The 25,644-nt window shown below is 61.4% G+C and carries 26 protein-coding genes; 23 read left to right on the top strand and 3 right to left on the bottom strand.

The window, feature by feature from the left end; all coding sequences use genetic code 11:
• Window positions 1-4 precede the first annotated feature (4 nt).
• Entirely contained in the window at window positions 5-523 is a 519-nt protein-coding gene (locus MKZ87_RS18565) for a DUF2062 domain-containing protein (protein ID WP_085697008.1), read from the bottom strand.
• A gap of 136 nt (window positions 524-659) precedes the next feature.
• On the opposite strand from MKZ87_RS18565, the gene MKZ87_RS18560 reads away from it, so the two are divergent.
• The 12 genes from MKZ87_RS18560 to MKZ87_RS18505 all read left to right on the top strand — a co-directional run bounded on the left by MKZ87_RS18560 (window position 660) and on the right by MKZ87_RS18505 (window position 12,123).
• Window positions 660-2,903 carry a DNA internalization-related competence protein ComEC/Rec2 gene (locus MKZ87_RS18560; RefSeq protein WP_266201552.1) on the top strand — a complete coding sequence of 748 codons (2,244 nt, stop codon included), beginning with the start codon at window positions 660-662 and terminating at the stop codon, window positions 2,901-2,903.
• Between the two features lie 78 nt (window positions 2,904-2,981).
• Window positions 2,982-3,617, top strand: coding sequence for a MotA/TolQ/ExbB proton channel family protein (locus MKZ87_RS18555; protein ID WP_085704813.1), 636 nt, complete (start codon window positions 2,982-2,984; stop codon window positions 3,615-3,617).
• Window positions 3,614-4,042: an ExbD/TolR family protein gene (locus MKZ87_RS18550; protein WP_085697005.1), complete on the top strand. Its 429-nt coding sequence runs from the start codon at window positions 3,614-3,616 to the stop codon at window positions 4,040-4,042. The genes MKZ87_RS18555 and MKZ87_RS18550 overlap by 4 nt, the downstream gene beginning before the upstream one ends.
• Window positions 4,042-5,052: a tetraacyldisaccharide 4'-kinase gene (gene lpxK, locus MKZ87_RS18545; RefSeq protein ID WP_266201550.1), complete on the top strand. Its 1,011-nt coding sequence runs from the start codon at window positions 4,042-4,044 to the stop codon at window positions 5,050-5,052. The genes MKZ87_RS18550 and lpxK overlap by 1 nt, the downstream gene beginning before the upstream one ends.
• 24 nt (window positions 5,053-5,076) lie before the next feature.
• Window positions 5,077-5,262, top strand: coding sequence for a Trm112 family protein (locus MKZ87_RS18540; protein WP_003179363.1), 186 nt, complete (start codon window positions 5,077-5,079; stop codon window positions 5,260-5,262).
• A complete protein-coding gene (kdsB, locus tag MKZ87_RS18535; RefSeq protein ID WP_085704756.1) occupies window positions 5,259-6,023 on the top strand; it encodes a 3-deoxy-manno-octulosonate cytidylyltransferase in 765 nt (254 codons plus the stop codon). Before MKZ87_RS18540 ends, kdsB begins: the two co-directional genes overlap by 4 nt.
• The gene (locus tag MKZ87_RS18530) at window positions 6,023-6,487 is read left to right on the top strand and encodes a low molecular weight protein-tyrosine-phosphatase (RefSeq protein WP_266201544.1); all 465 of its coding nucleotides are present in this window, start codon (window positions 6,023-6,025) and stop codon (window positions 6,485-6,487) included. The genes kdsB and MKZ87_RS18530 overlap by 1 nt, the downstream gene beginning before the upstream one ends.
• A complete protein-coding gene (gene murB / locus MKZ87_RS18525; protein ID WP_266201542.1) occupies window positions 6,484-7,503 on the top strand; it encodes a UDP-N-acetylmuramate dehydrogenase in 1,020 nt (339 codons plus the stop codon). The genes MKZ87_RS18530 and murB overlap by 4 nt, the downstream gene beginning before the upstream one ends.
• A gap of 258 nt (window positions 7,504-7,761) precedes the next feature.
• On the top strand, window positions 7,762-8,232 hold the full coding sequence (locus MKZ87_RS18520; RefSeq protein WP_039770687.1) for a (2Fe-2S)-binding protein: 471 nt from the start codon (window positions 7,762-7,764) through the stop codon (window positions 8,230-8,232).
• On the top strand, window positions 8,229-10,550 hold the full coding sequence (locus MKZ87_RS18515; RefSeq protein WP_266201540.1) for a xanthine dehydrogenase family protein molybdopterin-binding subunit: 2,322 nt from the start codon (window positions 8,229-8,231) through the stop codon (window positions 10,548-10,550). Before MKZ87_RS18520 ends, MKZ87_RS18515 begins: the two co-directional genes overlap by 4 nt.
• Entirely contained in the window at window positions 10,550-11,530 is a 981-nt protein-coding gene (locus tag MKZ87_RS18510) for an XdhC family protein (RefSeq protein WP_266201539.1), read from the top strand. The genes MKZ87_RS18515 and MKZ87_RS18510 overlap by 1 nt, the downstream gene beginning before the upstream one ends.
• On the top strand, window positions 11,527-12,123 hold the full coding sequence (locus MKZ87_RS18505) for a nucleotidyltransferase family protein (RefSeq protein WP_085704748.1): 597 nt from the start codon (window positions 11,527-11,529) through the stop codon (window positions 12,121-12,123). The genes MKZ87_RS18510 and MKZ87_RS18505 overlap by 4 nt, the downstream gene beginning before the upstream one ends.
• Before the next feature lie 68 nt (window positions 12,124-12,191).
• Here the strand turns inward: MKZ87_RS18505 and rne are convergent, their stop codons facing one another.
• On the bottom strand, window positions 12,192-15,422 hold the full coding sequence (gene rne, locus MKZ87_RS18500) for a ribonuclease E (protein ID WP_266201537.1): 3,231 nt from the start codon (window positions 15,420-15,422) through the stop codon (window positions 12,192-12,194).
• 699 nt (window positions 15,423-16,121) lie between these two features.
• Here rne and rluC point away from each other — a divergent pair.
• The 3 genes from rluC to sppA are packed head-to-tail and all read left to right on the top strand — an operon-like array spanning window position 16,122 to window position 18,747.
• Window positions 16,122-17,084 carry a 23S rRNA pseudouridine(955/2504/2580) synthase RluC gene (gene rluC / locus MKZ87_RS18495; protein WP_085696997.1) on the top strand — a complete coding sequence of 321 codons (963 nt, stop codon included), beginning with the start codon at window positions 16,122-16,124 and terminating at the stop codon, window positions 17,082-17,084.
• Window positions 17,071-17,733 carry an HAD-IA family hydrolase gene (locus tag MKZ87_RS18490; RefSeq protein ID WP_085696996.1) on the top strand — a complete coding sequence of 221 codons (663 nt, stop codon included), beginning with the start codon at window positions 17,071-17,073 and terminating at the stop codon, window positions 17,731-17,733. The genes rluC and MKZ87_RS18490 overlap by 14 nt, the downstream gene beginning before the upstream one ends.
• Window positions 17,734-17,757: 24 nt before the next feature.
• Window positions 17,758-18,747, top strand: coding sequence for a signal peptide peptidase SppA (gene sppA, locus MKZ87_RS18485; protein WP_085697230.1), 990 nt, complete (start codon window positions 17,758-17,760; stop codon window positions 18,745-18,747).
• A gap of 47 nt (window positions 18,748-18,794) precedes the next feature.
• Here sppA and MKZ87_RS18480 read toward each other — a convergent pair whose 3' ends face one another.
• Window positions 18,795-19,373 (bottom strand): Maf family protein, encoded by a 579-nt coding sequence (locus MKZ87_RS18480; RefSeq protein ID WP_085704744.1) that lies wholly within the window; start codon window positions 19,371-19,373, stop codon window positions 18,795-18,797.
• Between the two features lie 106 nt (window positions 19,374-19,479).
• Between MKZ87_RS18480 and MKZ87_RS18475 the strand changes: the two genes are divergently transcribed.
• From MKZ87_RS18475 to pabC, 8 genes are all read left to right on the top strand, one after another.
• Window positions 19,480-20,007: a YceD family protein gene (locus tag MKZ87_RS18475; protein ID WP_003204262.1), complete on the top strand. Its 528-nt coding sequence runs from the start codon at window positions 19,480-19,482 to the stop codon at window positions 20,005-20,007.
• Window positions 20,008-20,020: 13 nt separating this feature from the next.
• Complete coding sequence (gene rpmF, locus MKZ87_RS18470; protein WP_003179396.1) at window positions 20,021-20,203, top strand: 50S ribosomal protein L32; 183 nt, start codon at window positions 20,021-20,023, stop codon at window positions 20,201-20,203.
• 4 nt (window positions 20,204-20,207) lie between these two features.
• Entirely contained in the window at window positions 20,208-21,218 is a 1,011-nt protein-coding gene (gene plsX, locus MKZ87_RS18465) for a phosphate acyltransferase PlsX (RefSeq protein ID WP_085704742.1), read from the top strand.
• Between the two features lie 125 nt (window positions 21,219-21,343).
• A complete protein-coding gene (gene fabD, locus MKZ87_RS18460) occupies window positions 21,344-22,282 on the top strand; it encodes an ACP S-malonyltransferase (RefSeq protein WP_085704740.1) in 939 nt (312 codons plus the stop codon).
• A 16-nt stretch (window positions 22,283-22,298) separates the two neighbouring features.
• Entirely contained in the window at window positions 22,299-23,042 is a 744-nt protein-coding gene (gene fabG, locus MKZ87_RS18455; RefSeq protein ID WP_085696992.1) for a 3-oxoacyl-ACP reductase FabG, read from the top strand.
• 196 nt (window positions 23,043-23,238) lie between these two features.
• Complete coding sequence (acpP, locus tag MKZ87_RS18450; protein WP_085696991.1) at window positions 23,239-23,475, top strand: acyl carrier protein; 237 nt, start codon at window positions 23,239-23,241, stop codon at window positions 23,473-23,475.
• A gap of 108 nt (window positions 23,476-23,583) precedes the next feature.
• Entirely contained in the window at window positions 23,584-24,828 is a 1,245-nt protein-coding gene (gene fabF / locus MKZ87_RS18445; RefSeq protein ID WP_007908259.1) for a beta-ketoacyl-ACP synthase II, read from the top strand.
• Complete coding sequence (gene pabC, locus MKZ87_RS18440; protein WP_085696990.1) at window positions 24,828-25,643, top strand: aminodeoxychorismate lyase; 816 nt, start codon at window positions 24,828-24,830, stop codon at window positions 25,641-25,643. The genes fabF and pabC overlap by 1 nt, the downstream gene beginning before the upstream one ends.
• Window position 25,644: the final 1 nt, after the last annotated feature.

The raw sequence follows: 25,644 nt of genomic DNA, 5'->3' as shown, positions 1-25,644 counted from the left end.
GCATTCACGCCTGACGACTTTTTTTGCGCCGCGCCCATTGCCGCGCCACCCACCAGCGCCAGTACATCATCACCAGGCAATAGGCGAGGGCACCCAGTACCAGCCCGACCACCACCGACCCCAGCAGGAACGGTTGCCACAAGGTCGAGAGTTCACCGCTGATCCATTCCCAGGTCAATTCATCGGGGAGGGTGCGGGCGGGCACATCCATCAGCCAGGCCCCGGCCTGATACGTGCAGAAAAACACCGCCGGCATGGTGATCGGATTGGTCAGCCAGACCAGGCTGACAGCAATCGGCATGTTGCCGCGCACCATGATCGCGAGGACGGCGGCCACCAGCATTTGTGCGGGAATCGGCAGGAACGCGGCAAACAGGCCCACGGCCATGGCGCGGGCCACCGAGTGTCGGTTGAGGTGCCAGAGGTTCGGGTCATGCAGCAACGTGCCGAGAAAGCGTAAGGATTTGTGTTCCCTGATGCTCGTCGGATCGGGCATGTAACGTTTGAATAAGCGCCGGGGCATAAGGCTTCTCGGTCGGTTAAGGCGGCAAGTATGTCTGGATTCTACGAACCGCCCATTCAGACTTTGTGACAATTGATAACGACGCCCGTGTCCCGCAACCGCTATGCCTGAGGGTGGGACTCTCAAGGACGGGCTTATGCGCACAGGGATGATGGCGCTGGCAGCCGGTCTGCTGGCTGCGGTTTTTTTACCGGCCTTGCCGCCGGTCGGGGTATTGGTGGTGTTGCCGTGGGTGGCGCTGATGCTGCTGCCGTTTCGCAGCTATCCACTGGCGTTTTTGCTGCTTGGATTTACATGGGCGGGTTTCAATGCGCAGATGGCGCTGAATGATCGACTGCCTCACCGGCTGGATGGCGAAACGCGCTGGGTGGAAGGGCGGGTCGTCGGCTTGCCGCAGAATGTGGAGGGCGTCGTACGTTTTGAACTGGCCGATGCGCACTCACGTCACGAGAAACTGCCATCACTGATGCGTCTGGCCTGGTATGCCGGGCCTGAGGTCAAAAGTGGCGAACGCTGGCGAGTGGCGGTCAAGCTCAAGCGCCCCGGTGGGCTGCTCAATCCGGATGCGTTCGATTACGAAGCCTGGCTGTTGGCGCAGCGCATCGGCGCCACCGGGACGGTGAAGGATGGCCAGCGTCTGGCGCCGGCGCAGCGGGCCTGGCGCGACAGCATTCGTCAGCGCTTGCTTGCGGTGGATGCTCAGGGACGCAACGGAGCCTTGGCCGCGTTGGTGCTGGGCGATGGCTCGGGACTCAGTCGCGAAGACTGGCAGTCCTTGCAGGATACCGGCACCGTGCACCTGCTGGTGATTTCCGGGCAGCACATTGGGCTGTTGGCGGCGTTGATGTATGCGCTGGTCGCCGGCCTGGCAAGGGTCGGGATTTGGCCGTTGCGTTGGCCCTGGCTGCCTTGGGCGTGTGGTCTGGCGTTCACGGCGGCGCTGGGTTACGGCCTGCTGGCCGGGTTCGACGTGCCGGTGCGGCGGGCGTGCGTAATGGTTGCACTGGTGTTGCTGTGGCGTTTGCGTTTTCGCCATCTCGGTGCGTGGTGGCCTTTGCTGCTGGCGTTCGACGGCGTGTTGTTGATGGATCCGCTGGCCAGCCTGCGTCCCGGGTTGTGGCTGTCATTCGCGGCAGTGGGTGTTTTGATCTTTACCTTCGGCGGCCGACTGGGGCCGTGGCGCTGGTGGCAGACCTGGACCCGCGCGCAGTGGCTGATCGCGATCGGCTTGTGCCCGGTGTTGGTGGCGTTGAGCCTGCCGATCAGCCTCAGTGGGCCACTGGCCAATCTGCTGGCGGTGCCGTGGGTCAGTTTTGCGGTGCTGCCGCCGGCGCTGCTGGGCACTTTGTTGCTGCCAATCCCTCATGTCGGGGAAGGGTTGCTGTGGCTGGCCGGCGGGCTGATCGATGGCTTGTTCAGCACGCTGGCCCTGATTGCCGGGCGTTGGCCGGCGTGGGTGCCGCCGACGATGCAAGGGTGGGTCTGGGTGCTGGGAGGTCTTGGTGCCGTGTTGTTATTGCTGCCCCGGGGCGTTCCTTTGCGTCCATTGGGTTGGCCGTTGCTGCTGGTGCTGGCATTTCCGCCGCGAGAGCTTCTGGCCGAAGGCGTGGCCGATGTCTGGCAACTCGACGTCGGTCAGGGCCTGGCGATCCTGATCCGCACCCGCCATCACACCTTGCTGTACGACAGCGGCCCGCGTTTCGGTGACTTCGACCTCGGCGAGCGAGTGGTGCTGCCGGCATTGCGCAAACTAGGGGTGGAACACCTCGATCTGATGCTGCTCAGCCATGCCGATGCCGACCACGCAGGTGGCGCGCTCGCCGTGGCGAAAGGGATGACTGTCAGGCGGATCATCAGCGGCGATCCGCCGGGGCTGCCCGAAGCGCTGACCGCCGAGGCCTGCGAAAGCGGCCGGCAATGGCAGTGGGACGGCGTTGCCTTTCAGCTATGGCAGTGGGCCGACGCCCATGACAGCAACCAGCGGTCCTGCGTCCTGCAGATCGAAGCCAATGGCGAACGCTTGCTGTTGACCGGCGACATCGACAGCGCTGCCGAGCGGGACCTGCTCGACAGCGTGCTGGCAGTTCATACCCAATGGCTGCAAGCCCCGCATCACGGCAGCCGCAGTTCCTCTTCGATGGCCTTGCTCAAGGCTTTGCAGCCCCGGGCCGTGCTGATTTCCCGAGGACAGGGCAATTCATTCGGCCATCCGCACCCGACCGTCATTGCCCGCTACCGCAAACAGGGAGTGCATATCCACGACAGCGCCGAGCAGGGTGCCATTCATCTGCAACTGGGACGGTTTCAGCCGGCCCGGTCGATGCGTCAACAACGCCGGTTCTGGCGCGACCCGCCGTTGTCGGAGGCAGAGTACCGTTGAGCACGGTCGTCGGGGCGACGGGTCTTTATCGCGAACCGGTATGGTAAAGTGGCGCACTTTTTCGAGGGGGCTGTCACTGTGTGGGAATTGGTCAAATCCGGCGGCTGGATGATGTTGCCGATCATTCTGAGTTCCATCGCCGCCATGGCGATTGTCGCCGAGCGCCTGTGGACCCTGCGCGCCAGTCGCGTCACCCCTGAGCATTTGCTGGGTCAGGTCTGGGTCTGGATCAAGGACAAGCAGCTCAACACGGAAAAACTCAAGGAATTGCGCGCCAACTCGCCATTGGGGGAAATCCTCGCCGCGGGTCTGGCCAACTCCAAGCATGGTCGCGAGATCATGAAGGAGTGCATCGAAGAGGCCGCCGCCCGGGTCATCCACGAGCTGGAACGCTACGTCAGCGCGCTGGGCACCATCGCTGCGATGTCGCCGTTGCTGGGGCTGCTGGGTACGGTGCTGGGCATGATCGACATTTTCAGCGCCTTCACCGGTTCCGGCATGACCACCAACGCTGCGGTGCTGGCCGGCGGTATTTCCAAGGCGCTGATCACCACCGCCGCGGGCCTGATGGTCGGTATTCCGGCGGTGTTCTTCCACCGTTTCCTGCAACGCCGCATCGATGAGCTGGTGGTGGGCATGGAACAGGAAGCGATCAAACTGGTGGAAGTGGTGCAGGGCGACCGTGACGTCGATCTGGCCGGGGGCAAAGCGTGAAATTCCGTCGCAAACCCCGGGAAACGATCGACATCAACCTCGCGTCGCTGATCGACGTGGTGTTCATCCTGTTGCTGTTTTTCGTCGTGACCACCACCTTCACCCGCGAAACCCAGCTGCGCGTCGATCTGCCGGAAGCGGTCAGCGGTTCACCGGCCGAGGATCAGCAGGTCAAGCAACTGGACGTCGCCATCAGCGCCGAAGGTGTGTTCTCGGTGAACAACAAGATTCTGCCGAAGAACGACCTGGCCACTCTGATGGAAGCCATGCAGAAGGAAGCCAATGGCGACACCAGCATGCCGTTGTCGATCAGTGCTGACGGCAAGACTCAGCACCAATCCGTGATCACCGCCATGGATGCGGCCGGCAAGCTCGGTTTCAGCCATCTGCGCATGACCACGGTCGAGGCGGCGCCAAAATCCTGATGGCCATGTCCGATCGTCTGCTCGCCGCGTGGTATCAGGGGCACCCGGCCCTGACGCTGTTGCGGCCGCTGGAGTGGCTGTACCGTCGCGTCGTGGCCGGCAAGCGTCAGCGTTTTCTCGACGGCGAAGGCGAGATTTATCAGTCGCCGGTGCCGGTGATCGTGGTCGGCAATATCACCGTTGGCGGCACCGGCAAGACCCCGATGATCCTGTGGCTGATCGAGCACTGTCGACGCCACGGACTGCGGGTCGGTGTGGTCAGCCGTGGTTACGGCGCCAAACCGGCGCAACTGCCATGGCGGGTCGAAGCCGATCAGACTGCCGACATCGCCGGCGACGAACCCTTGCTGATTGTGCAGCGCACCGGCGTGCCGCTGATGATCGATCCCGATCGCAGCGCCGCCGTCAGAGCCCTGCTGGACAGCGAGCCGCTGGACCTGATCCTGTCCGATGACGGCATGCAGCATTACCGTCTGGCCCGCGATCTTGAGCTGGTGCTGATCGACGCCGCCCGAGGGCTTGGCAATCAGCGTTGCCTGCCCGCCGGCCCACTGCGCGAACCGATCGAGCGTCTGCAAAGCGTCGACGGCGTGTTGTTCAACGGCGCCCTCGACGATCGCGATGGCGGTTTCGCTTTCCGCCTAAAGCCTTCGGCGCTGGTCAATCTGCGCAGCGGCGAACGCCGGCCGCTCGATCATTTTTCGCCCGGTCAGGCCGTGCACGCGGTGGCCGGGATCGGCAACCCGCAACGTTTCTTCAATACCCTCGAAGCGCTAGACTGGCGGCCTGTGCCCCACGCGTTTGCCGACCACGCCGAATACAGCGTGCAGGCCTTGAGTTTCACGCCGTCATTGCCAGTGGTGATGACTGAAAAGGATGCGGTGAAGTGCCGTGCCTTCGCTGCTGCCGACTGGTGGTACCTGGCGGTCGATGCCGTGCCGTCTCCGGCCTTCGTGGCCTGGTTCGATACGCAGTTGATGCGCCTGTTGCCGGATCGTCTTTTGCCTTAATCCGTTTTTATCCAGGGAATGTTCATGGACACCAAATTGCTCGACATCCTCGCCTGCCCGGTCTGCAAAGGCCCGCTCAAGCTCAGCGCCGACAAGACCGAACTGATCAGCAAGGGCGCTGGCCTGGCGTACCCGATCCGCGATGGCATTCCGGTGATGCTGGAAAGCGAAGCCCGCACCCTGACCACCGACGAGCGTCTGGATAAATGACCACAGCCTTCACCGTTGTCATCCCGTCGCGTTTCGCCTCGACCCGTCTTCCGGGCAAGCCGCTGCTGGACATCGCCGGCAAGCCGATGATCCAGCACGTCTGGGAGCAGGCCAGCAAAAGCAGCGCCAGCCGTGTGGTCGTGGCGACCGACGATGCGCGCATCGTCGAAGCCTGCAAGGCCTTCGGCGCCGAAGTGGTGCTGACCCGTGAAGATCACAACTCCGGCACCGATCGTCTGGCCGAAGTGGCCGCGAAGCTGGGCCTGGAGCCGGATGCCATCGTGGTCAACGTGCAGGGTGACGAACCGCTGATCCCACCGAGCGTGATCGATCAGGTCGCCGCCAACCTCGCGGCCCACACCGAAGCAGGCATGGCCACTCTGGCCGAGCCGATCGAAGATGTCGAAACGCTGTTCAACCCGAACGTGGTCAAGGTTGTCAGTGACCTCAACGGTCTGGCGCTGACCTTCAGTCGCGCGACTCTGCCATGGGCTCGCGATGCCTTCGCCAAGAGTCGCGACGTGCTGCCGGAAGGCGTGCCGTATCGTCGCCACATCGGCATTTATGCGTACCGCGCAGGCTTCCTTCAGGACTTCGTGAGCTGGGGCCCTTGCTGGCTGGAGAACACCGAATCCCTTGAACAGCTGCGTGCCCTGTGGCACGGCGTGCGGATTCATGTGGCTGACGCCTTGATCGCGCCGCCAACCGGAGTCGACACCGCCGAAGACCTTGAGCGCGTCCGTCGCCTGCTGGAGGCCTGATGCGCGTTTTGTTCGTGTGCCTGGGCAACATCTGCCGTTCGCCCACTGCCGAAGGTGTGTTGCGCCACAAGTTGCGCGAAGCGGGGCTGGCGGATCAGGTCGAAGTGGCCTCCGCCGGCACTGGCGACTGGCACGTCGGCAATCCGCCGGACAAGCGCAGTCAGGCCGCGGCCAAGCTGCGTGGTTATGACCTGTCGGCGCAGCGCGCTCAGCAGGTCAGCCGCGCCGATTTCGCCAGCTACGACCTGATCCTCGCCATGGACAACAGCAACCTGCGTAACCTCAAGGCTCTGCAGCCGTCCACCGGCAAGGCCGAGCTGGACCTGTTCCTGCGCCGCTATGCAGGTGTGGTCGACGAAGTGCCGGATCCTTATTACGACGGCGATCAGGGCTTCAAGCAGGTGCTGGATCTGATCGAGCGTGCCTGCGATCAGCTGTTGATCGAAGTGAAGGGGCGGTTATGAGTTTGCAGGTGCAACCGCAGGTTTCCCTGAAACCCTTCAATACCTTTGGCGTTGACGTTAGCGCGCAGCTGTTTGCCGAAGCCCACAGTGATGCTGATGTGCGCGAAGCCCTGGCTTACGCGACCTCCCACGACGTGCCCTTGCTGGTGATCGGCGGCGGCAGCAATCTGTTGCTCACGGCGGATATCCCGGCTTTGGTACTGCGCATGGCCAGCCGTGGCATCCGCGTCATCAGTGACGACGGCAATCGCGTGGTGATTGAAGCCGAAGCCGGTGAGCCGTGGCATCCGTTTGTCCAGCACACGCTGGCGCTGGGCTTTTCCGGGCTGGAAAACCTCAGCCTGATCCCTGGCACCGTCGGCGCCGCACCGATGCAGAACATCGGTGCCTACGGTGTCGAGATCAAGGACGTGTTCGCCGGCCTGACGGCGCTGGATCGTCAGACCGGCGAGCTGCGTGACTTCAGTCTGGAAGAGTGCAACTTCGCCTACCGTGACAGCGTGTTCAAACAGCAGCCGGGTCGCTGGTTGATCCTGCGGGTGCGCTTCGCATTGGCTCGGGCCGCGCATCTGCACCTGGAATACGGCCCGGTACGTCAGCGCCTGATCGAGCAGGGTATCGAGCAGCCGACACCGACGGACGTCAGTCGAGCGATTTGCAGCATCCGCAGCGAAAAGCTGCCGGATCCAGCAGTGCTCGGTAATGCTGGCAGTTTCTTCAAGAACCCGCTGGTGTCGGCGGCCGTAGTCGCACAGATCAAGGCACAGCATCCGGATCTGGTGGCCTACGCGCAACCGGACGGGCAGATGAAACTGGCGGCCGGCTGGTTGATCGAGCGTGCCGGTTGGAAAGGTTTTCGTGAGGCCGATGCGGGCGTGCATAAATTGCAGGCGCTGGTGCTGGTCAACTACGGCGCGGCGACCGGGCTGCAATTGCTCGATCTGGCCCAGCGCATCCAGAAAGACATTTCAGAGCGTTTCAATGTCGAGTTGGAAATGGAGCCCAATCGCTATTGAGGCTACGCTTTCAAGGCTGAACAAAAAGCCCTGCACTTTTTAAAAAGTACAGGGCTTTTTTGTTAATCGCGGGTTAACGTAGCCAGCTAACGATACCGGTCATTTACTCCACTATTTGTTTCACCAAAGGCCCGGTGCAGACGTTCCCGTCGGCACAAGAGAGCCTGATTAGCCTGAGCCGATCTGCGCGAACCACCACTGTCCCTGCGGTGGCAGATGGCTCGACCCCATAACCTCCATGAATATGCGGGCGTGCCCATGATTACCCTGAAACTCAATGGTCAAGATCATCCACTCGATGTCACCGAGGACATGCCGCTGTTGTGGGCGATCCGTGACGTCGCCGGTTACAACGGCACCAAGTTCGGCTGCGGCATGGGCCTGTGCGGTGCATGCACCATTCATATCGACGGCGCGCCGGCGCGCAGTTGCATCACGCCGATCGGTTCGGTGGTCGGGCAGAACGTGACCACCATCGACAACCTGCATGCCGACCCGGTTGGCCAGATCGTCCAGCAAGCCTGGCTCGACACGGCTGTAGCCCAATGCGGTTACTGCCAGGGCGGACAGATCATGTCCGCCACTGCGTTACTCAAGACCAACCCGAACCCGAGCGACGAACAGATCGAAGAAGCGATGGTCGGCAACATCTGCCGCTGCGGCACCTACAACCGGATCAAGACTGCGATCCGTCAGGCCTCCACTCATCTGAAGGAGGCCAAGGCATGAGCCGTTTACCGAACGATTTCGCCCTGAGCAATCTGAGTCGCCGGGGCTTCCTGAAGGGCGTCGGCGCCACCGGTGCACTGGTACTGGCGGCGAGCTGGGGCTGGCAGGATGCGCTGGCCGAAGACAAACCGAAGCAGTTCGGCGCCGACGGCATGCCCAATGGCTGGATCGACGATCCGAAGGTTTACGTCAGCATTGCCGCCGATGGCACGGTGACTGTGGTCTGCAACCGCTCGGAAATGGGCCAGGGCGTGCGCACCAGCCTGACCATGGTGGTGGCCGATGAACTGGAAGCCGACTGGGCGCACGTCAAGGTTCAGCAGGCGCCGGGGGATGAAGTGCGCTTCGGCAACCAGGACACCGACGGCTCGCGCAGCATGCGTCACTGGTACGAGCCGATGCGCCGTTGCGGCGCTGCCGCCCGGACTATGCTGGAGCAGGCCGCCGCCGCGCAGTGGAAGGTGCCGGTCGGCGAATGCCGCGCGCAACTGCATAAAGTCATTCACACACCGTCCGGGCGCGAGCTGGGGTACGGTGAGCTGGCTGCTGCGGCCAGTGCACTGACGGTGCCGGCCCGTGACAGCCTGCGGCTCAAGCAACCGGCGGAATTCCGCTACATCGGCAAGGAAGGCACCAAAGCCATCGACGGTGCCGACATCGTCAATGGCCGCGCGGTGTACGGGGCCGATGTGCATTTCGACGGCATGCTGTTCGCGGTCATTGCGCGTCCGGCGGTATACGGCGGCAAGGTCAAGTCGGTGGACGACAGCGCCGCGCTGAAAGTGCCGGGCGTACTCAAAGTCATCCAGATCGAACCCCGGCCATTGCCTTCGGAATTCCAGCCATTGGGTGGCGTGGCCGTGGTGGCCAGCAACACCTGGGCCGCATTGAAGGGCCGCGAGGCACTGAAGATCGAGTGGGACGATGGCCCGAACGCCAGTTACGACTCGGTCGCCTATCGCAAGGAGATCGAAGCCGCTTCGCAGAAGCCGGGCAAAGTCGTGCGCAACACCGGTGACACCGACAAAGCCATCGGCAGTGCTGCCAGCACGCTGGAAGCCTCTTATTATTTGCCGCATCTGGCCCAGGCACCCATGGAGCCGATGGTTGCCATTGCCCGTTACAAGGATGGCACCTGCGAGGCATGGGCACCGAGCCAGGCGCCGCAGGTCACCCGCGAGCGGATCGCCGAACGTCTGGGGCTGCCATTCGATAACGTGACCTTCAATGTCACGCTGTTGGGCGGTGGTTTCGGGCGCAAGTCCAAACCGGACTTCGTCGTTGAAGCGGCCGTGCTCGCCAAGGAATTTCCTGGCAAGGCAGTGCGCGTGCAATGGACCCGCGAAGATGACATCCACAATTCGTATTTCCACACGGTGTCCGCCGAATACCTCAAGGCCGGCGTGGGCAAGGATGGCTTGCCGTCCGCCTGGCTGCACCGCACGGTAGCGCCGAGCATCACTGCGCTGTTTGCACCGGGCATGAATCACGAAGCCGCGTTCGAGTTGGGCATGGGCTTTACCAACATGGCCTACGCGATTCCCAACGTGCGCCTGGAAAACCCCGAGGCCACGGTGCATACACGGGTTGGCTGGTACCGTTCGGTGTCGAACATTCCCCATGGTTTTGCGATTCAGAGTTTCGTCGACGAACTGGCGCACAAGGCCAAGGAAGATCCGCTCAAGTACCAGATCGAATTGCTCGGCCCGGACCGGCAGATCGACCCGCGTACGCTCAGTGAAGAGTGGAACTACGGCGAGTCCCCCGAGCGTTATCCGATCGACACCGGGCGCATGCGCACCGTGCTGGAAACGGCGGCCAAGGCGGCGGGTTGGGGGCGTCAGTTGCCCAAGGGCCGTGGTCTCGGATTGGCGGTGCATTACAGCTTCGTTACCTATGTGGCGGCGGTGATCGAAGTCGAGGTCAAGGACGACGGCACGCTGATCGTGCACAAGGCCGATATCGCCGTCGATTGCGGCCCGCAGATCAACCCCGAGCGGATCCGTTCGCAATTCGAAGGCGCGTGCGTGATGGGCCTGGGCAATGCCGTATGGGGCGAAATCAGCTTCAAGGACGGCAAGGTGCAGCAGGACAACTTCCATATGTATGAAGTGGCGCGCATGTCGCTGGCGCCGAAGGAAGTCGCGGTGCACCTGGTGACGCCGCCGGGCGAGGTGCCATTGGGCGGTGTTGGTGAGCCGGGCGTGCCGCCGATTGCGCCGGCGCTGTGCAACGCAATCTTTGCCGCGACCGGCCAGCGCATCCGCAGCCTGCCGGTGCGTTACCAGTTGCAGGGCTGGCAAAAGGCGCAAGCGTAATGGACAGCGCCGATCTAAATGTCCTGCGCAGCGTGCTCGAATGGCGCCGCGCCGGGCAACGGGTAGTGTTGTTTTCGGTGGTGCAGACCTGGGGCACCGCACCTCGGGCGCCTGGCGCGATGCTGGCGTTGCGCGAGGACGGCGTGGTGATCGGTTCGGTGTCCGGCGGTTGCGTCGAGGACGATCTGATCGCCCGGTTGCACGATGGGCGGATTCCCGCCAACGGGCCGCCGGTGCAGTTGATCACCTACGGCGTGACGCAGGAGGAAGCCGCGCGTTTCGGCCTGCCCTGCGGCGGCACTCTGCGCCTGACCGAGGAGCGGGTCGGCGATCCGGCGTGGGTTGCCGAGTTGCTGGATCGCTGCGAGGCCCATGAAATCGTCGCGCGCGAGTTGAACATCGGCACTGGCGAAGTGGTGTTGCGACCCGCCGGCAAGACCGACACCTTGAGCTTCGACGGCCAGACCCTGCGTGCCATTTACGGTCCGCGCTGGCGCTTGCTGTTGATCGGTGCCGGGCAGTTGTCACGGTATGTGGCCGAGATGGCGCGACTGCTGGATTTCGAAGTGCTGATCTGTGATCCGCGTACCGAATTCGTCTATGGCTGGGAAGAGCAGCATGGACGGTTTGTCCCCGGCATGCCCGACGAAGCGGTGCTGAATATCCAGTCCGATGAGCGCACGGCGATCGTCGCGCTGACTCACGATCCACGGCTGGACGACATGGCGCTGCTCACGGCGCTCGACTCCAAAGCGTTCTATGTCGGTGCGCTGGGCTCTCGGGTCAACAGCCGCAAGCGTCGGGAAAATCTCGCTGAACTAGGCTTGTCAGAAGCGGCCATCGCCCGTTTGCACGGGCCGATCGGTTTGCATATTGGCAGCCATTCACCGGCGGAAATCGCCTTGTCGCTGTTGGCGGAGATCGTCGCGATCAAGAATGGTGTCGAGCTCAAGCAGAAGAAAACCGTTGAGAGTGTATGAGCCGAACCATAGGAGTGATTGTGCTGGCGGCGGGCGAGGGTAGCCGTTTTCGCGAAGTGGCGGGCGCAGACAAGGACAAGCTGCTGGCCGATTGCACCGGGCGCGATGGCGCGGTGCGTTCGGTGATCGAGCAGGTGTTGGTGAACCTGCCGGCGAGTCTCGATCAGCGAGTGCTGGTGACGACCGAGGCGCGACCACAGGCAATGCGCATGGCGCAGGCTTATGGGTGTGACATTGTCTCGATCGAGTCCACCGGGATGGGTGACAGCATTGCGGCGGGCGTGGCAGCTTGCCCGGATGCCGATGGCTGGCTGATTGTCCTGGGGGATATGCCGTTCATCCTGCCGTCGAGTTTTGAACGGGTTGTGGCGGCGATTGCCGAGGATGCGGTCAGCGTGCCGACGTTCAATGGTGACTATGGGCATCCGGTCGGGTTTGGGCGTTCGTTCGCAGCGGGGCTGATGGGCTTGTCCGGTGACCGGGGCGCGCGACCGCTGTTTGCCCAAGGGCGGGTGGTTGAAGTCGCGGTGGATGATCCGGGCGTGTTGTGGGATATCGACGTGCCGGATGCGCTGGTTTTCCCGCCGTCCTGATAAAACCTTGAGATATAAAAAAGCCCCGCCTGGATTACCAGGCGGGGCTTTGTTAGTGGCGTTTGGAATCAGACGAGGGGTTTAGGCTCGTGTTCTTTTTCCTGGGCCTCTTCGTGTTGCTCGACCGCTTCCTGAACGGAGCGTGGAGCTTCGGCAATCACGGCTTCAACGGCAACTTCTTCAGCGACCGGGGCAGGCGCTGCCTCGATCACTTCGGCAGTTGGAGCAGCGGCGGCAGCGGCAGCCAGTTCCGCTTCCTTCTGCAGACGCTCTTCTTCACGCTTGCGACGACGCACTTCACGCGGGTCGTTAGGTGCGCGGCCGCTTGGGGTCAGGGCGCTGACCGGGGCGACAAGTGGAGCCGCTTCAACTACCGGGGCAGGTGCTTCGGCGACCACTGGCGCTTCAACCGCTGGGGCTTCAACGACCGGTGCCGGTTCGGCAACCACTGCTGGCTCGACAGCCTTGGCTTCTTCAACAACAGGCGCTTGGACCACTGGCGCTGGTGTTTCAGCGACAGCCGGCTCGGCAACCCAGTTGAAAGTGGTCTGCTCTTCGCGAACTTCACGCACGGTTTCAGTCACGGTTTCAGCGACGGTCTCGACAACCGACTCTTCGACTGCGGCTGGTGCTTCGAAGGTCACCGCTGGTTCAGCGGCCGCTTCAACCAGGGGCTGAGCTTCGCGAGCCGGAGCCACTTCGACTTCCGGAGCGGCAACTACTTCTACCGGAGTGGTTGCTTCAACGACCGGCGCTTCTGCTGGAGCAGTTTCCAGAGTGGCAGCGGTGGCGCGTTCAGCTTGTTCATGGGCCTGAGCTTCAGCCGGAGCGCTGATCACGGTGCTGGCAACAGCAGCGGTAACAGCCAGACCAGCGGCCAGATCGGCAGTGCTTGGCGCTTGAGCGTTTTCGCCGGACTCGGATTCTTCCGAACCTTCGATCACGTTGCCATTGGCATCACGCTGACGTTCGCGACGGTTGCTGCGACGACGCTGACCACGGGAGCGGCGGCGTGGACGATCGCCTTCAGCGTTCTCCGAACCGTCTTCCGGCAGTTGCTCTTCGTTAATGTTGGTTTCTTCTTCGGCGGCAGCGGCAGCGGCCTGTTCGGCGCGCGGCTGACGCTCTTCACGCGCAGGACGTGGCGCACGTTCTTCACGCGGCTGACGGGCCGGACGCTCTTCAGCGGTGGCGGCGGCAGCAACGGCGGGAGCGGCATCCAGAGGCTCGCGCAGTTCGCGTACGCGTTCTTCACGCTCGCCACGTGGCTTGCGATCTTCACGCGGGGCACGTGGTGCACGTTCTTCACGAGGCGCGCGCGGTGCGCGTTCTGCGCGGGCTGTCGGTGCTTCGTCACGGGATTCGCGTGGCTCGCGGACTTCGCGTGGTTGACGCTCTTCACGCGGCTCACGTGGGGCGCGTTCTTCACGCGGTGCACGTTCCTCGCGCGGCTTGCGTTCTTCATCGCGGCGACCGTTACGGTTGCGGCTCTGCTGACGACCGTTGCGACGCTCTTCGTTGCGGGCCGGACGCTCGGTGGCAGGTTTTTCAACCACAACCGGCGCAACAGGCTCTTCCTTGGTGGCGAACAGGCTGACCAGCGACTTCACCAGGCCTTTGAACAGGCTTGGTTCTGGCGCGGCAACCGGAGCAGGTGCCGGGGCCGGCGCGGCGACTTCGGTCGGAACCGGAGCGTTGGCGCGGGCCGGAGCGGTCTTGACCGCGGCTTCCTGGCGAACCAGGGTGCGGGTCGCGGCGGCTGGCTGGACGTCTTCGACATCGGCGGCAGCGGCAGCGATTTCGTAGCTGGACTGGTTGGTCGCGGCTTCCGGGCTGTCGTCACGCAGGCGCTGAACTTCGAAATGCGGGGTTTCGAGGTGATCGTTCGGCAGGATGACGATGCGGGCGCGGGTGCGCAATTCGATCTTGGTGATCGAGTTGCGTTTTTCGTTGAGCAGGAACGCGGCTACCGGGATCGGCACTTGAGCGCGAACTTCGGCGGTGCGGTCTTTCAGGGCTTCTTCTTCGATCAGGCGCAGGATCGCCAGAGAGAGCGATTCGACGTCACGGATGATGCCGGTGCCGCTGCAGCGCGGGCAGACGATGCCGCTGCTTTCGCCCAGCGAAGGACGCAGGCGCTGACGGGACATTTCCAGCAGGCCGAAGCGCGAGATGCGGCCGATCTGCACACGGGCGCGGTCGGCTTCCAGGCATTCGCGGACTTTCTCTTCCACGGCGCGCTGGTTCTTGGCAGGGGTCATGTCGATGAAGTCGATGACGATCAGGCCGCCGATGTCGCGCAGGCGCAACTGACGGGCGATTTCTTCGGCCGCTTCAAGGTTGGTCTGCAGGGCGGTTTCTTCGATGTCGCTGCCTTTGGTGGCGCGTGCCGAGTTGATGTCGATGGACACCAGGGCTTCGGTCGGATCGATGACGATGGAGCCGCCGGACGGCAGTTCGACGACGCGCTGGAAAGCGGTCTCGATCTGGCTTTCGATCTGGAAGCGGTTGAACAGCGGAACGCTGTCTTCGTACAGCTTGATCTTGCTGGCGTACTGCGGCATCACCTGGCGGATGAAGGTCAGGGCTTCGTCCTGGGCTTCAACGCTGTCGATCAGCACTTCGCCGATGTCCTGGCGCAGGTAGTCGCGGATGGCGCGGATGATGACGTTGCTTTCTTGGTAGATCAGGAACGGCGCGGAACGATCCAGCGAGGCTTCCTTGATGGCGGTCCAGAGTTGCAGCAGGTAATCGAGGTCCCACTGCATTTCTTCGCTGCTGCGGCCAAGGCCAGCAGTGCGCACGATCAGGCCCATGTCGGCTGGAGCGACCAGACCGTTCAGGGCTTCACGCAGTTCGTTGCGCTCTTCGCCTTCGATGCGGCGGGAGATGCCGCCGGCACGCGGGTTGTTCGGCATCAGAACGAGGTAACGACCGGCCAGGCTGATGAAGGTGGTCAGGGCTGCGCCCTTGTTGCCACGTTCTTCTTTTTCGACCTGGACGATGACTTCCTGGCCTTCGCTCAGGACGTCCTTGATGTTGACGCGGCCTTCAGGGGCTTTCTTGAAGTATTCGCGGGAGATTTCTTTGAGGGGCAGGAAGCCGTGGCGCTCGGAGCCGAAATCGACAAAGGCAGCCTCAAGGCTTGGTTCGATGCGAGTGATGCGGCCCTTATAGATGTTGGCCTTTTTCTGCTCGCGTGCACCGGATTCGATGTCCAGGTCGTAGAGGCGCTGGCCATCTACCAGTGCAACACGCAACTCTTCGGGTTGAGTTGCGTTAATCAGCATTCTTTTCATGTAGTACCGTCGGTTTCCGGGCTGCCGGAAACGGCGTTCGGCACACACGACTTCTCACGGTCGGTGTCAGGTGCGTCGGGAGTGGTTGGCCATTCCCGTGTCCAGCGATGTCCGGCCAATTGGGCCGTTATCGCGACGTACGCGTCCTGCTTGCTGTGGCTACTTAAGCACTCAGTCAGGAGGAGGAATCAACCGGTGGCTGTGGACGAGATGAAGCGTCTTGATAAAGCCTGTTGCTACACAGTCCAGCGGTTGTGCATCTCCACCCTACACGTATCCCTGATAATTCGGGTGCTGCCGCGCGCAGAATCCGCAGCGGGTTGGCATTTACCGTGAGCTCCGAAAGGGGAGGTCACGCATCATGGCTAATTCAGGCGGTGTTTCCGGAGCCTTCGCTCGGGGTCATCCGCGGCTGACTGCACTTTGTGAACTGGCCGTGAATATGGCTCGCGTGGCGAGTGAAAACTCTGCTTTGCGGCGTGATTCAGGCCTCATGTCACCTGCGCTTGTTACAGCTGCAAACTCCACCGTTACGTAGCAAAAGCCCCGTAGGACGGCCTCGCGTCCTGGTGAATTGCGTTGGTCAGGGCCGGTTTTTGACCGTGGTTCCGCTGTCCAGGCCGCTTTTGGCGGCGTTCGCGACTATAGCAGCAATGATTAAGTGCTTCAATTCCATAAAAAATTGTTATTATCCGCGCCATGACGACTACTGCCCCTACGACTCCAGGCGTTCAACTGCTTGAGGTCTCGCCGGAATATGCCGGCCAACGAATCGACAATTTTCTCCTCGCCAGGCTCAAAGGCGTGCCCAAGACCTTGATTTATCGCATTTTGCGCAAAGGCGAAGTGCGGGTGAACAAAGGTCGGATCAAGCCCGAATACAAGCTGCAGGCCGGCGATATCGTGCGCGTGCCGCCGGTTCGCGTGCCTGAGCGTGACGAACCGGTGCCTTTGGCTCAAGGCCTGCTGCAGCGCCTGGAAGCCTCGATTGTCTACGAAGACAAGGCTCTGATCGTGATCAACAAGCCCGCCGGCATTGCGGTTCACGGTGGCAGCGGCCTGAATTACGGCGTTATCGAAGCCTTTCGTCAGTTGCGCCCCGATGCCAAGGAGCTCGAGCTGGTTCACCGTCTCGATCGCGACACCTCCGGCCTGCTGATGATCGCCAAAAAGCGCAGCATGTTGCGCCACTTGCATGCCGCGTTGCGCGGTGACGGTGTCGACAAGCGCTACATGGCACTGGTTCGCGGCAACTGGGCGACCTCGATCAAGCAAGTCCGGGCCGCGCTCGGCAAGAGCAATCTGCGCTCCGGGGAGCGCATGGTCGAGGTCGATGAGGAGGAGGGCAAGGAGTCTGTGACCGTGTTCAAGGTCCTGCGTCGCTTTGGCGATTTTGCCACTTTGATCGAAGCCAAGCCGATTACTGGCCGCACGCACCAGATCCGCGTCCACACGTTGCACGCCGGGCACTGCATTGCCGGTGACACCAAATACGGCGATGACAGTTTCAGTAAGGAAATCCGTGATCTGGGCGGCAAGCGCCTGTTCCTGCACGCTTACATGCTGACCGTGCCGCTGCCCGATGGTGGTGAACTCAAGTTGCAGGCCCCGGTCGATGAAATGTGGGCCAAGACTGTGGAGCGATTGAGTGCGCCCATCTGATTACAAACTGCTGATTTTCGATTGGGACGGCACGCTGGCCGATTCCATTCATCGGATTGTCGAGGCAATGCACTCGGCGTCCGGGCGTTCAGGTTTCGAGTTGCGTGATGACCTTGCCGTCAAAGGCATCATCGGTCTGGGTTTGCCCGAGGCGATTCGTACCTTGTATCCGGAAATCAGCGATGCGGAAATGACCTTGTTCCGCGAGTATTACGCCGATCACTACATCGCTGCAGAAGCCGTGCCTTCGCCGTTGTTCGAAGGTGTAGTCGAGTCGATGGCGTCGTTTCGCGAGCAGGGCTATCACCTGGCTGTCGCGACTGGCAAGAACCGTCGCGGGCTGGATCGGGTACTCAAGGCCAATGGTTGGGAAGATTATTTCGATATCACCCGCGCTGCCGATGAAACTGCGAGCAAGCCGCACCCTCTGATGCTGGAGCAGATCCTTGCGCATTGCGGTGTGCGTGCCGGGCAGGCGCTGATGGTCGGCGATTCGTCCTTCGATCTGTTGATGGCGCGCAATGCGGGGATGGATTCGGTGGCGGTCAGTTATGGCGCGCAATCGATCGAATCGCTGCAGCAGTTTGCGCCGCGACTGTCGATCGACCATTTTTCCGAATTGCACGCTTGGCTGGAGAAGCAGGCCTAATACGTTTTTGCTGGGGTGGATGGCATGACCGACGAATGGAAAGCACCGGCCAAGGCAACTGCCGACGACGGTGATGCGAAAAGCTGGAAGCTGCTGGAGAAGACACTGCTGGCTGGCGTGCAGGAGCAGCGTCGGTCGCGGCGCTGGGGCATCTTCTTCAAGTTGCTGACCTTTGTTTATCTGTTTGTTGCGTTGATTCTGTTCACGCCGTTGATGGACATGGAAAAAAGCGCCACTCGCGGTCCGAACTACACCGCACTGATCGACGTCACCGGCATGATTGCCGATAAAGAGCCTGCCAGCGCCGACAATATTGTCGGTAGTCTGCGCGCGGCGTTCGAGGACAAGAAGGTCAAGGGCGTGATCCTGCGCATCAACAGTCCGGGCGGAAGTCCGGTGCAGTCGGGTTATGTGTATGACGAGATCAAGCGCCTGCGCGGTCTGCATCCGGATACCAAGCTGTACGCGGTGATTTCCGACCTGGGCGCTTCCGGTGCCTATTACATCGCCAGCGCGGCGGATCAGATCTATGCCGACAAGGCCAGTCTGGTGGGTTCCATTGGCGTGACGGCGGCCGGTTATGGGTTTGTCGGCACCATGGAGAAGCTTGGCGTCGAGCGTCGCACCTATACCTCCGGCGAACACAAGGCGTTCCTCGACCCGTTCCAGCCGCAGAAGCCGGAAGAAACGGCGTTCTGGCAGAGCGTGCTGGATACCACGCACAAGCAGTTCATCAACAGCGTCAAGCAAGGGCGTGGCGATCGCTTGAAAGACAAGGATCATCCGGAGTTGTTCTCCGGGCTGGTCTGGTCTGGCGAACAGGCGCTGCCGCTGGGGTTGATCGATGGGCTGGGTAATGCCAGTTCGGTGGCGCGCGACGTGATTGGCGAAAAGGAACTGGTGGACTTCACCGTTCAGGAATCGCCGTTCGACCGCTTCTCGAAGAAGCTGGGTGCCAGCGTTGCCGAGAAACTGGCAATGTGGATGGGTTTCAGCGGCCCGTCGTTACGCTGATCGAATGCTGCAAGAAAAACCGGCCTGAGAGCCGGTTTTTTTGTGGGTCAGGGAATCTGTACGCCTTCGGCCAGCAGCATGTCGATCAGGCGAATCAGTGGCAGGCCGATCAGGCTGGTTGCGTCCGGTCCTTCGGTGGATTGAAACAGGCTCACGCCCAGTCCTTCGGCTTTGAAGCTGCCGGCGCAGTCGTAGGGTTGCTCGGCGTGCAGATAGCGCTCGACGCGGGCCTGATCCAGTACGCGCATATGCACGGTAAAAGGCACGCAGTCGACCTGGCAGTGGCCGGTCTGGCTGTTGAGCAGGGCAAGGCCGGTGAGAAAGGTCACGCTGGCGCCGCTGGCGGCCATCAGTTGTTCGCGGGCGTTTTCGAAGGTGTGGGGCTTGCCGATGATGCGCTCGCCGAGTACGGCAACCTGGTCGGAGCCGATGATCAGGTGAGTGGGGTGGCTGGCGGCCAGGGCTCGGGCTTTTTGTTCGGCGAGGCGCTTGACCAGTTCGAGGGCTGACTCGTCCGGGCGACGGCTTTCATCGATATCCGGCGAGCTGCAGACGAACGGCAGGTGCAGACGGCTGAGCAATTCCCGACGATAGGTCGAGCTTGAAGCGAGTAATAAAGGCAGCATTCGCATCTCCTGAGGCAGGCGACAGATTCTAGCGGAGCCGCGCAAGTGACGGACAGGGCACAATTTCCTTTGACATGGGTGGGTGCATCCCTATAATGCTGCGCCTATGTTGAATGACCCGATTCCACCTCACGTTGACCCGCGCAAATTGGCTGACCGTGGCACCACCCTTCAAGGTGAACTGCTGCTGGCCGATTTGAAGAGACTCTGCGACCCGCTTTCCGACGATGTCGGTACGGTGCAGGCAAAATTCGTTTTTGAACGAGATGAACGTAAATCTGTGGTGATCCACAGCTTTATCGACACCGAAGTCAAGATGGTTTGCCAGCGTTGTCTTGAGCTGGTCACCCTGCCGATCCACAGCGAATGCAGTTACGCTGTAGTGAAGGAGGGTGCGAATACCCAGTCGTTACCGAAAGGTTATGACGTGCTGGAACTGGGCGAAGATCCATTGGATCTGCAGTCACTGATCGAGGAGGAGCTTCTGCTCGCCTTGCCCATTGTGCCTGCTCATCATCCGGAAGAATGCCAGCAGCCGGCGGGAGCAGATGAGCCCGAACCGAGCGAGGACGAGGTAACGCGGTCCAACCCGTTCAGTGTATTGGCGCAGTTAAAGCGTGACCCAAACGTTTAGGAGTTAATCAATTATGGCTGTTCAGCAGAACAAAAAATCCCGCTCTGCCCGTGACATGCGCCGTTCGCACGACGCTCTCGAGGCTAGCACTCTGTCTGTAGAAAAAACCACTGGTGAAGTTCACCTGCGTCACCACGTATCGCCAGAAGGCGTATACCGTGGCCGTAAAGTGATCGACAAGGGCGCTGACGAGTAATCACTTGTCCGCTCAAGTCATCGCGATTGACGCAATGGGCGGGGACTTCGGTCCCCGCAGCATTGTTCAGGCCAGCCTTGCTTGCCTTTCTGCTACGCCCTCGCTGCACCTGACCCTCGTCGGTCAACCCTCCCTTCTTGAAGAATTGATCACCGGCCAATCGGCTGCCGATCGCGCGCGCCTGACGATTGTTCCGGCGTCCGAAGTCATCACCATGGACGAAAAACCTGCCCAGGCCCTGCGTGGCAAGCCGGACTCGTCGATGCGTGTCGCCCTCGAGTTGCTGCGTGATGGCAAGGTCCAGGCTTGTGTCAGCGCCGGCAATACCGGTGCGTTGATGGCTCTGTCGCGATTTGTGCTCAAGACCCTGCCCGGAATCGACCGTCCAGCCATGGTCGCGGCGATCCCTACTCAGAAGGGCTACTGTCAGCTGCTCGATCTGGGCGCCAACGTCGATTGCAGCGCCGAGCATCTTTTGCAGTTCGCCGTGATGGGGTCCGTGGCGGCGCAAACGCTGGGCATTGCCCGCCCTCGAGTCGCATTGCTGAATATCGGCACCGAAGACATCAAGGGCAATCAGCAAGTCAAGCTGGCCGCGACGTTGCTGCAGGCTGCCCGGGGCGTCAATTACATCGGTTTCATCGAGGGCGACGGTTTGTATCGCGGCGAGGCGGATGTGGTGGTTTGCGACGGTTTTGTCGGCAATATCCTGCTCAAGTCCAGCGAAGGCCTGGCGACCATGATTGCTGCGCGCATCGAGGCGTTGTTCAAGAAAAACCTGGCATCGCGCGTCGTCGGTGCACTGGCGCTGCCATTGATGAAACGTCTGCAGGCTGATCTGGCGCCGGCGCGACATAACGGCGCAAGCTTCCTCGGTTTGCAGGGTATTGTCGTTAAAAGTCACGGTTCGGCCGGGGTTCAGGGATTTCAGAGTGCCATTCAGCGGGCGCTTATCGAGATTCAGGAGAATCTTCCCGAGCGCCTGCACGGCCGTCTGGAGGATTTGTTGTCTTAGGCGTTTTCGTCGGACAATGCTTAAATGTGACCGCCCGGTTCAAAGGGCCATCCAACTGTCAGTTTCTTGCGTCCCACTAGCGGGATGCCATTTTTCCGACGACAAGATCATTAGGGGCTTGTTACATGTCTGCTTCCCTCGCATTCGTCTTTCCAGGACAGGGTTCGCAGTCCCTCGGCATGCTGGCCGAGCTGGGCGCGCAATATCCACTGATCCTCGAAACTTTCAAAGAAGCATCCGATGCTCTGGGCTACGACCTGTGGGCGCTGACCCAGCAGGGCCCGGAAGAGCTGCTTAATCAAACCGACAAAACCCAACCGGCCATTCTGACCGCCTCGATCGCCCTGTGGCGTCTGTGGCTGGCGGAAGGTGGTGCGCGTCCGGCCTTTGTTGCCGGTCACAGCCTAGGTGAATACAGCGCGCTGGTTGCCGCCGGCAGCCTGAGCCTGGCGGACGCGGTGAAGCTCGTCGAGCGCCGTGGCCAGTTGATGCAGGAAGCTGTTCCAGCGGGGCAGGGCGGCATGGCTGCCATCCTTGGTCTGGAAGATGCCGACGTTCTCGCTGCCTGCGCTGAAGCGGCGCAAGGCGAAGTGGTCAGCGCGGTGAACTTCAACTCCCCGGGCCAGGTGGTGATCGCCGGTGCCAAGGCGGCAGTAGACCGCGCCATCGAAGGTTGCAAGGCCCGTGGCGCCAAGCGTGCCATGCCGCTGCCGGTCAGCGTGCCGTCGCACTGTGAACTGATGCGTCCGGCTGCCGAGCGCTTCGCGGAATCCATTGCTGCCATCGACTGGCAGGCACCGCAGATCCCTGTGGTACAGAACGTCAGCGCTCAGGTGCCGGCGGATCTGGAAACCCTGAAGCGTGATCTGCTCGAACAGCTCTACAAGCCGGTTCGCTGGGTCGAGTCCGTACAGACCTTGGCCGCCAAAGGCGCGACCAATCTGGTCGAGTGCGGCCCTGGCAAGGTGCTGGCCGGTCTGAACAAACGTTGCGCCGAGGGCGTTTCGACTTCCAACCTCAATACCCCAGACGCTTTCGCTGCCGCTCGTGCAGCGGCTGTCTGAATCAGGAGAAGCTTGCATGAGTCTGCAAGGTAAAGTTGCACTGGTCACCGGCGCAAGCCGTGGCATAGGCCAGGCTATCGCACTGGAACTGGGCCGTCAGGGTGCCATCGTTGTTGGCACCGCGACTTCCGCTTCGGGCGCCGAGCGCATTGCTGCGACCCTGAAGGAAAACGGCATTCAGGGCGCAGGTTTCGAACTGAACGTCACCAGTGACGAATCGGTCAGCGCAGTGCTGGCGAACATTCAGGAGCAGTTCGGGGCGCCGGTGGCGATTCTGGTCAACAATGCCGGCATCACCCGCGATAACCTGATGATGCGTATGAAAGACGACGAGTGGTACGACGTGATCGATACCAACCTGAACAGTCTGTATCGCCTGTCCAAAGGCGTTCTGCGCGGCATGACCAAGGCGCGTTGGGGCCGAATTATCAGTATTGGCTCGGTGGTGGGTGCCATGGGCAACGCTGGCCAAGTAAACTATGCAGCCGCCAAGGCCGGTCTGGAAGGTTTCAGCCGTGCCATGGCGCGTGAAGTCGGTTCGCGATCGATTACGGTCAACTCGGTAACCCCAGGGTTCATCGACACCGATATGACCCGCGAACTGCCTGAAGCACAGCGTGAAGCCTTGCAGACGCAGATTCCGCTGGGCCGTCTGGGACAGGCTCAAGAGATCGCGTCCGTGGTCGCTTTTCTTGCATCCGACGGTGCGGCATACGTGACCGGGGCTACAATCCCGGTTAACGGCGGGATGTACATGTAATTCAAATGTGACGGATTGCTTCAAAAAAATGTCATACGAGCTGTCTAAAATCCGTTATAAAGCTGCAATCTATTTATAGGCAGAGGGCTCCAGGGTTTGAGGAGTGAAGCTTTCAGTTGAAAAGCTGAAAAGTCTTTCTATACACTTACCCACTGGCCAGCTGCCTGAATTTGTCCATTAGGAGTGAAAACAAGGTATGAGCACCATCGAAGAGCGCGTCAAGAAAATCGTTGCCGAGCAACTGGGTGTTAAAGAAGAAGAAGTGAAGAACGAATCTTCCTTCGTTGACGACCTGGGTGCCGACTCCCTTGACACCGTTGAGCTGGTGATGGCTCTGGAAGAGGAATTCGAGACCGAAATCCCTGACGAAGAAGCTGAGAAGATCACTACTGTACAAGCTGCAGTCGACTACGTTACTAGCCACCAGGCGTAATAGTTTGTAATCGTTGCTTGCTGTCATGGAAAAACCGCACTGCCATCATGGCGTGCGGTTTTTTCTTTAGGCCTGATGCAAAGTCGTCATTTGAAAAAGGAGAGTGCTGTGTCGCGTAGACGCGTCGTAGTCACCGGTATGGGTATGTTGTCGCCACTGGGCACGGATGTGCCGAGCAGTTGGCAGGGCATTCTGGCTGGCCGCAGTGGCATTGGTCTGATCGAACACACCGACCTTTCTGCCTATTCCACCCGCTTTGGCGGCTCGGTAAAGGGCTTCAATGTCGAGGAATACCTGTCGGTCAAGGAAGCGCGCAAGCTCGACCTGTTCATTCAGTACGGTCTGGCGGCCGGCTTTCAAGCCGTACGCAATGCCGGTCTGGAAGTCACCGATGCCAACCGTGAACGCATTGGCGTGGCCATGGGTTCGGGTATCGGCGGTCTGACCAACATCGAAGAAACCAGCCGCACCCTGCACGAGACTGGCCCGCGCCGGATTTCTCCGTTCTTTGTGCCTGGCTCGATCATCAATATGATTTCCGGTTTCCTGTCCATCCACCTGGGTGCACAGGGGCCCAACTACGCCATCGCCACAGCGTGTACCACCGGTACGCACTGCATCGGCATGGCTGCGCGCAACATCATGTACGACGAAGCCGACGTGATGATTGCCGGCGGTGCCGAGATGGCCGCGTGCGGTCTGGGCATGGGCGGCTTCGGTGCTTCCCGTGCACTGTCGACTCGCAATGACGAGCCGACCCGTGCCAGCCGTCCGTGGGACAAGGGCCGTGACGGCTTCGTGCTGTCCGACGGCGCCGGTGCCCTGGTGCTCGAAGAACTCGAACACGCCAAGGCTCGTGGCGCGACCATCTACGCCGAGCTGATCGGTTTTGGCACCAGTGGTGACGCGTTCCACATGACCTCGCCACCCGCCGATGGCGCCGGTGCTGCACGCTGCATCACCAACGCGTTGCGCGATGCGAAGATCAACGTTGATCAAGTGCAATACATCAACGCCCACGGCACTTCGACGCCGGCCGGCGACCTCGCTGAAGCCAACGCGATCAAGTCGGTGTTCGGTGATCACGCCTACAAGCTGGCGGTCAGCTCCACCAAGTCCATGACCGGTCACCTGCTGGGTGCGGCGGGCGCGGTCGAGGCGATCTTCAGCGTGCTGGCGATCAACAGCCAGGTGGCGCCGCCAACCATCAACCTCGATGAGCCGGACGAAGGCTGCGACCTCGATTTCGTGCCGCACACCGCGCGCAACATGGATATCGATGTCGTGCTGTCCAACTCGTTCGGGTTTGGCGGCACCAACGGCACGTTGGCGTTCCGTCGGTTCGCCGGCTGATGGACTGCTGGGTCGACGGTCTGCCGGCTGACGCTCTGTCGCTGAAAGATCGCGGCCTGGCTTACGGCGACGGTCTGTTCGAGACCATCGCCGTGCGAAGTGGTCAGCCGTTGCTGCTGGATCGGCATCTGACGCGTCTGGCCGAAGGCTGTGCGCGTCTGGCCATTGCTGCCGACATCGAGCGGGTTCGCCATGAGCTGCAATCCTATGCCGCCGCGATGGGCGAGGGCGTGCTCAAGCTCATCCTTACTCGTGGTGACGGATTGCGCGGTTATGCGCCGGACCCTACGGCGCAGGGCCGACGCATTTTGCAAGGCAATCCTCCCGCCGTTTATCCAGCGACCCACGCCGAGCAGGGCGTGCGCCTGTTTCCGTGCAGCACGCGCCTTTCCAGGCAGCCGTTGCTCGCCGGGCTCAAACACCTCAATCGACTGGAACAGGTCATTGCCCGCGCCGAATGGCAGGACAGTGAACATGCCGAAGGTTTGATGCTCGATCAGGCCGGTCGGGTGATTGAAGGCGTGTTCAGCAATCTGTTCATGGTGCGTGACGGTGTGTTGATCACGGCGGACCTGAAACGCTGCGGCGTGGCCGGTGTGATGCGTGCAGAAATATTGTTTCAGGCCGAGTCCCTGGGCATTCCTGTGCAGATCACCGACATCCCCCTCGAACAGCTGCAATGGGCCGATGAGGTCTTCGTCTGCAACAGCGTGTATGGCGTCTGGCCGGTACGCGCCTGTGCTGCTCTGAGCTGGCCGGTTGGCCCGCTCACCCGTAAACTGCAAACCATTGCCCGCGCGCTACTGGATGCCTGAT

The organism is Pseudomonas sp. MCal1 (assembly GCF_026341415.1).
Lineage (GTDB): Bacteria > Pseudomonadota > Gammaproteobacteria > Pseudomonadales > Pseudomonadaceae > Aquipseudomonas.
This window is presented reverse-complemented; position numbering and strand designations above follow the sequence as displayed.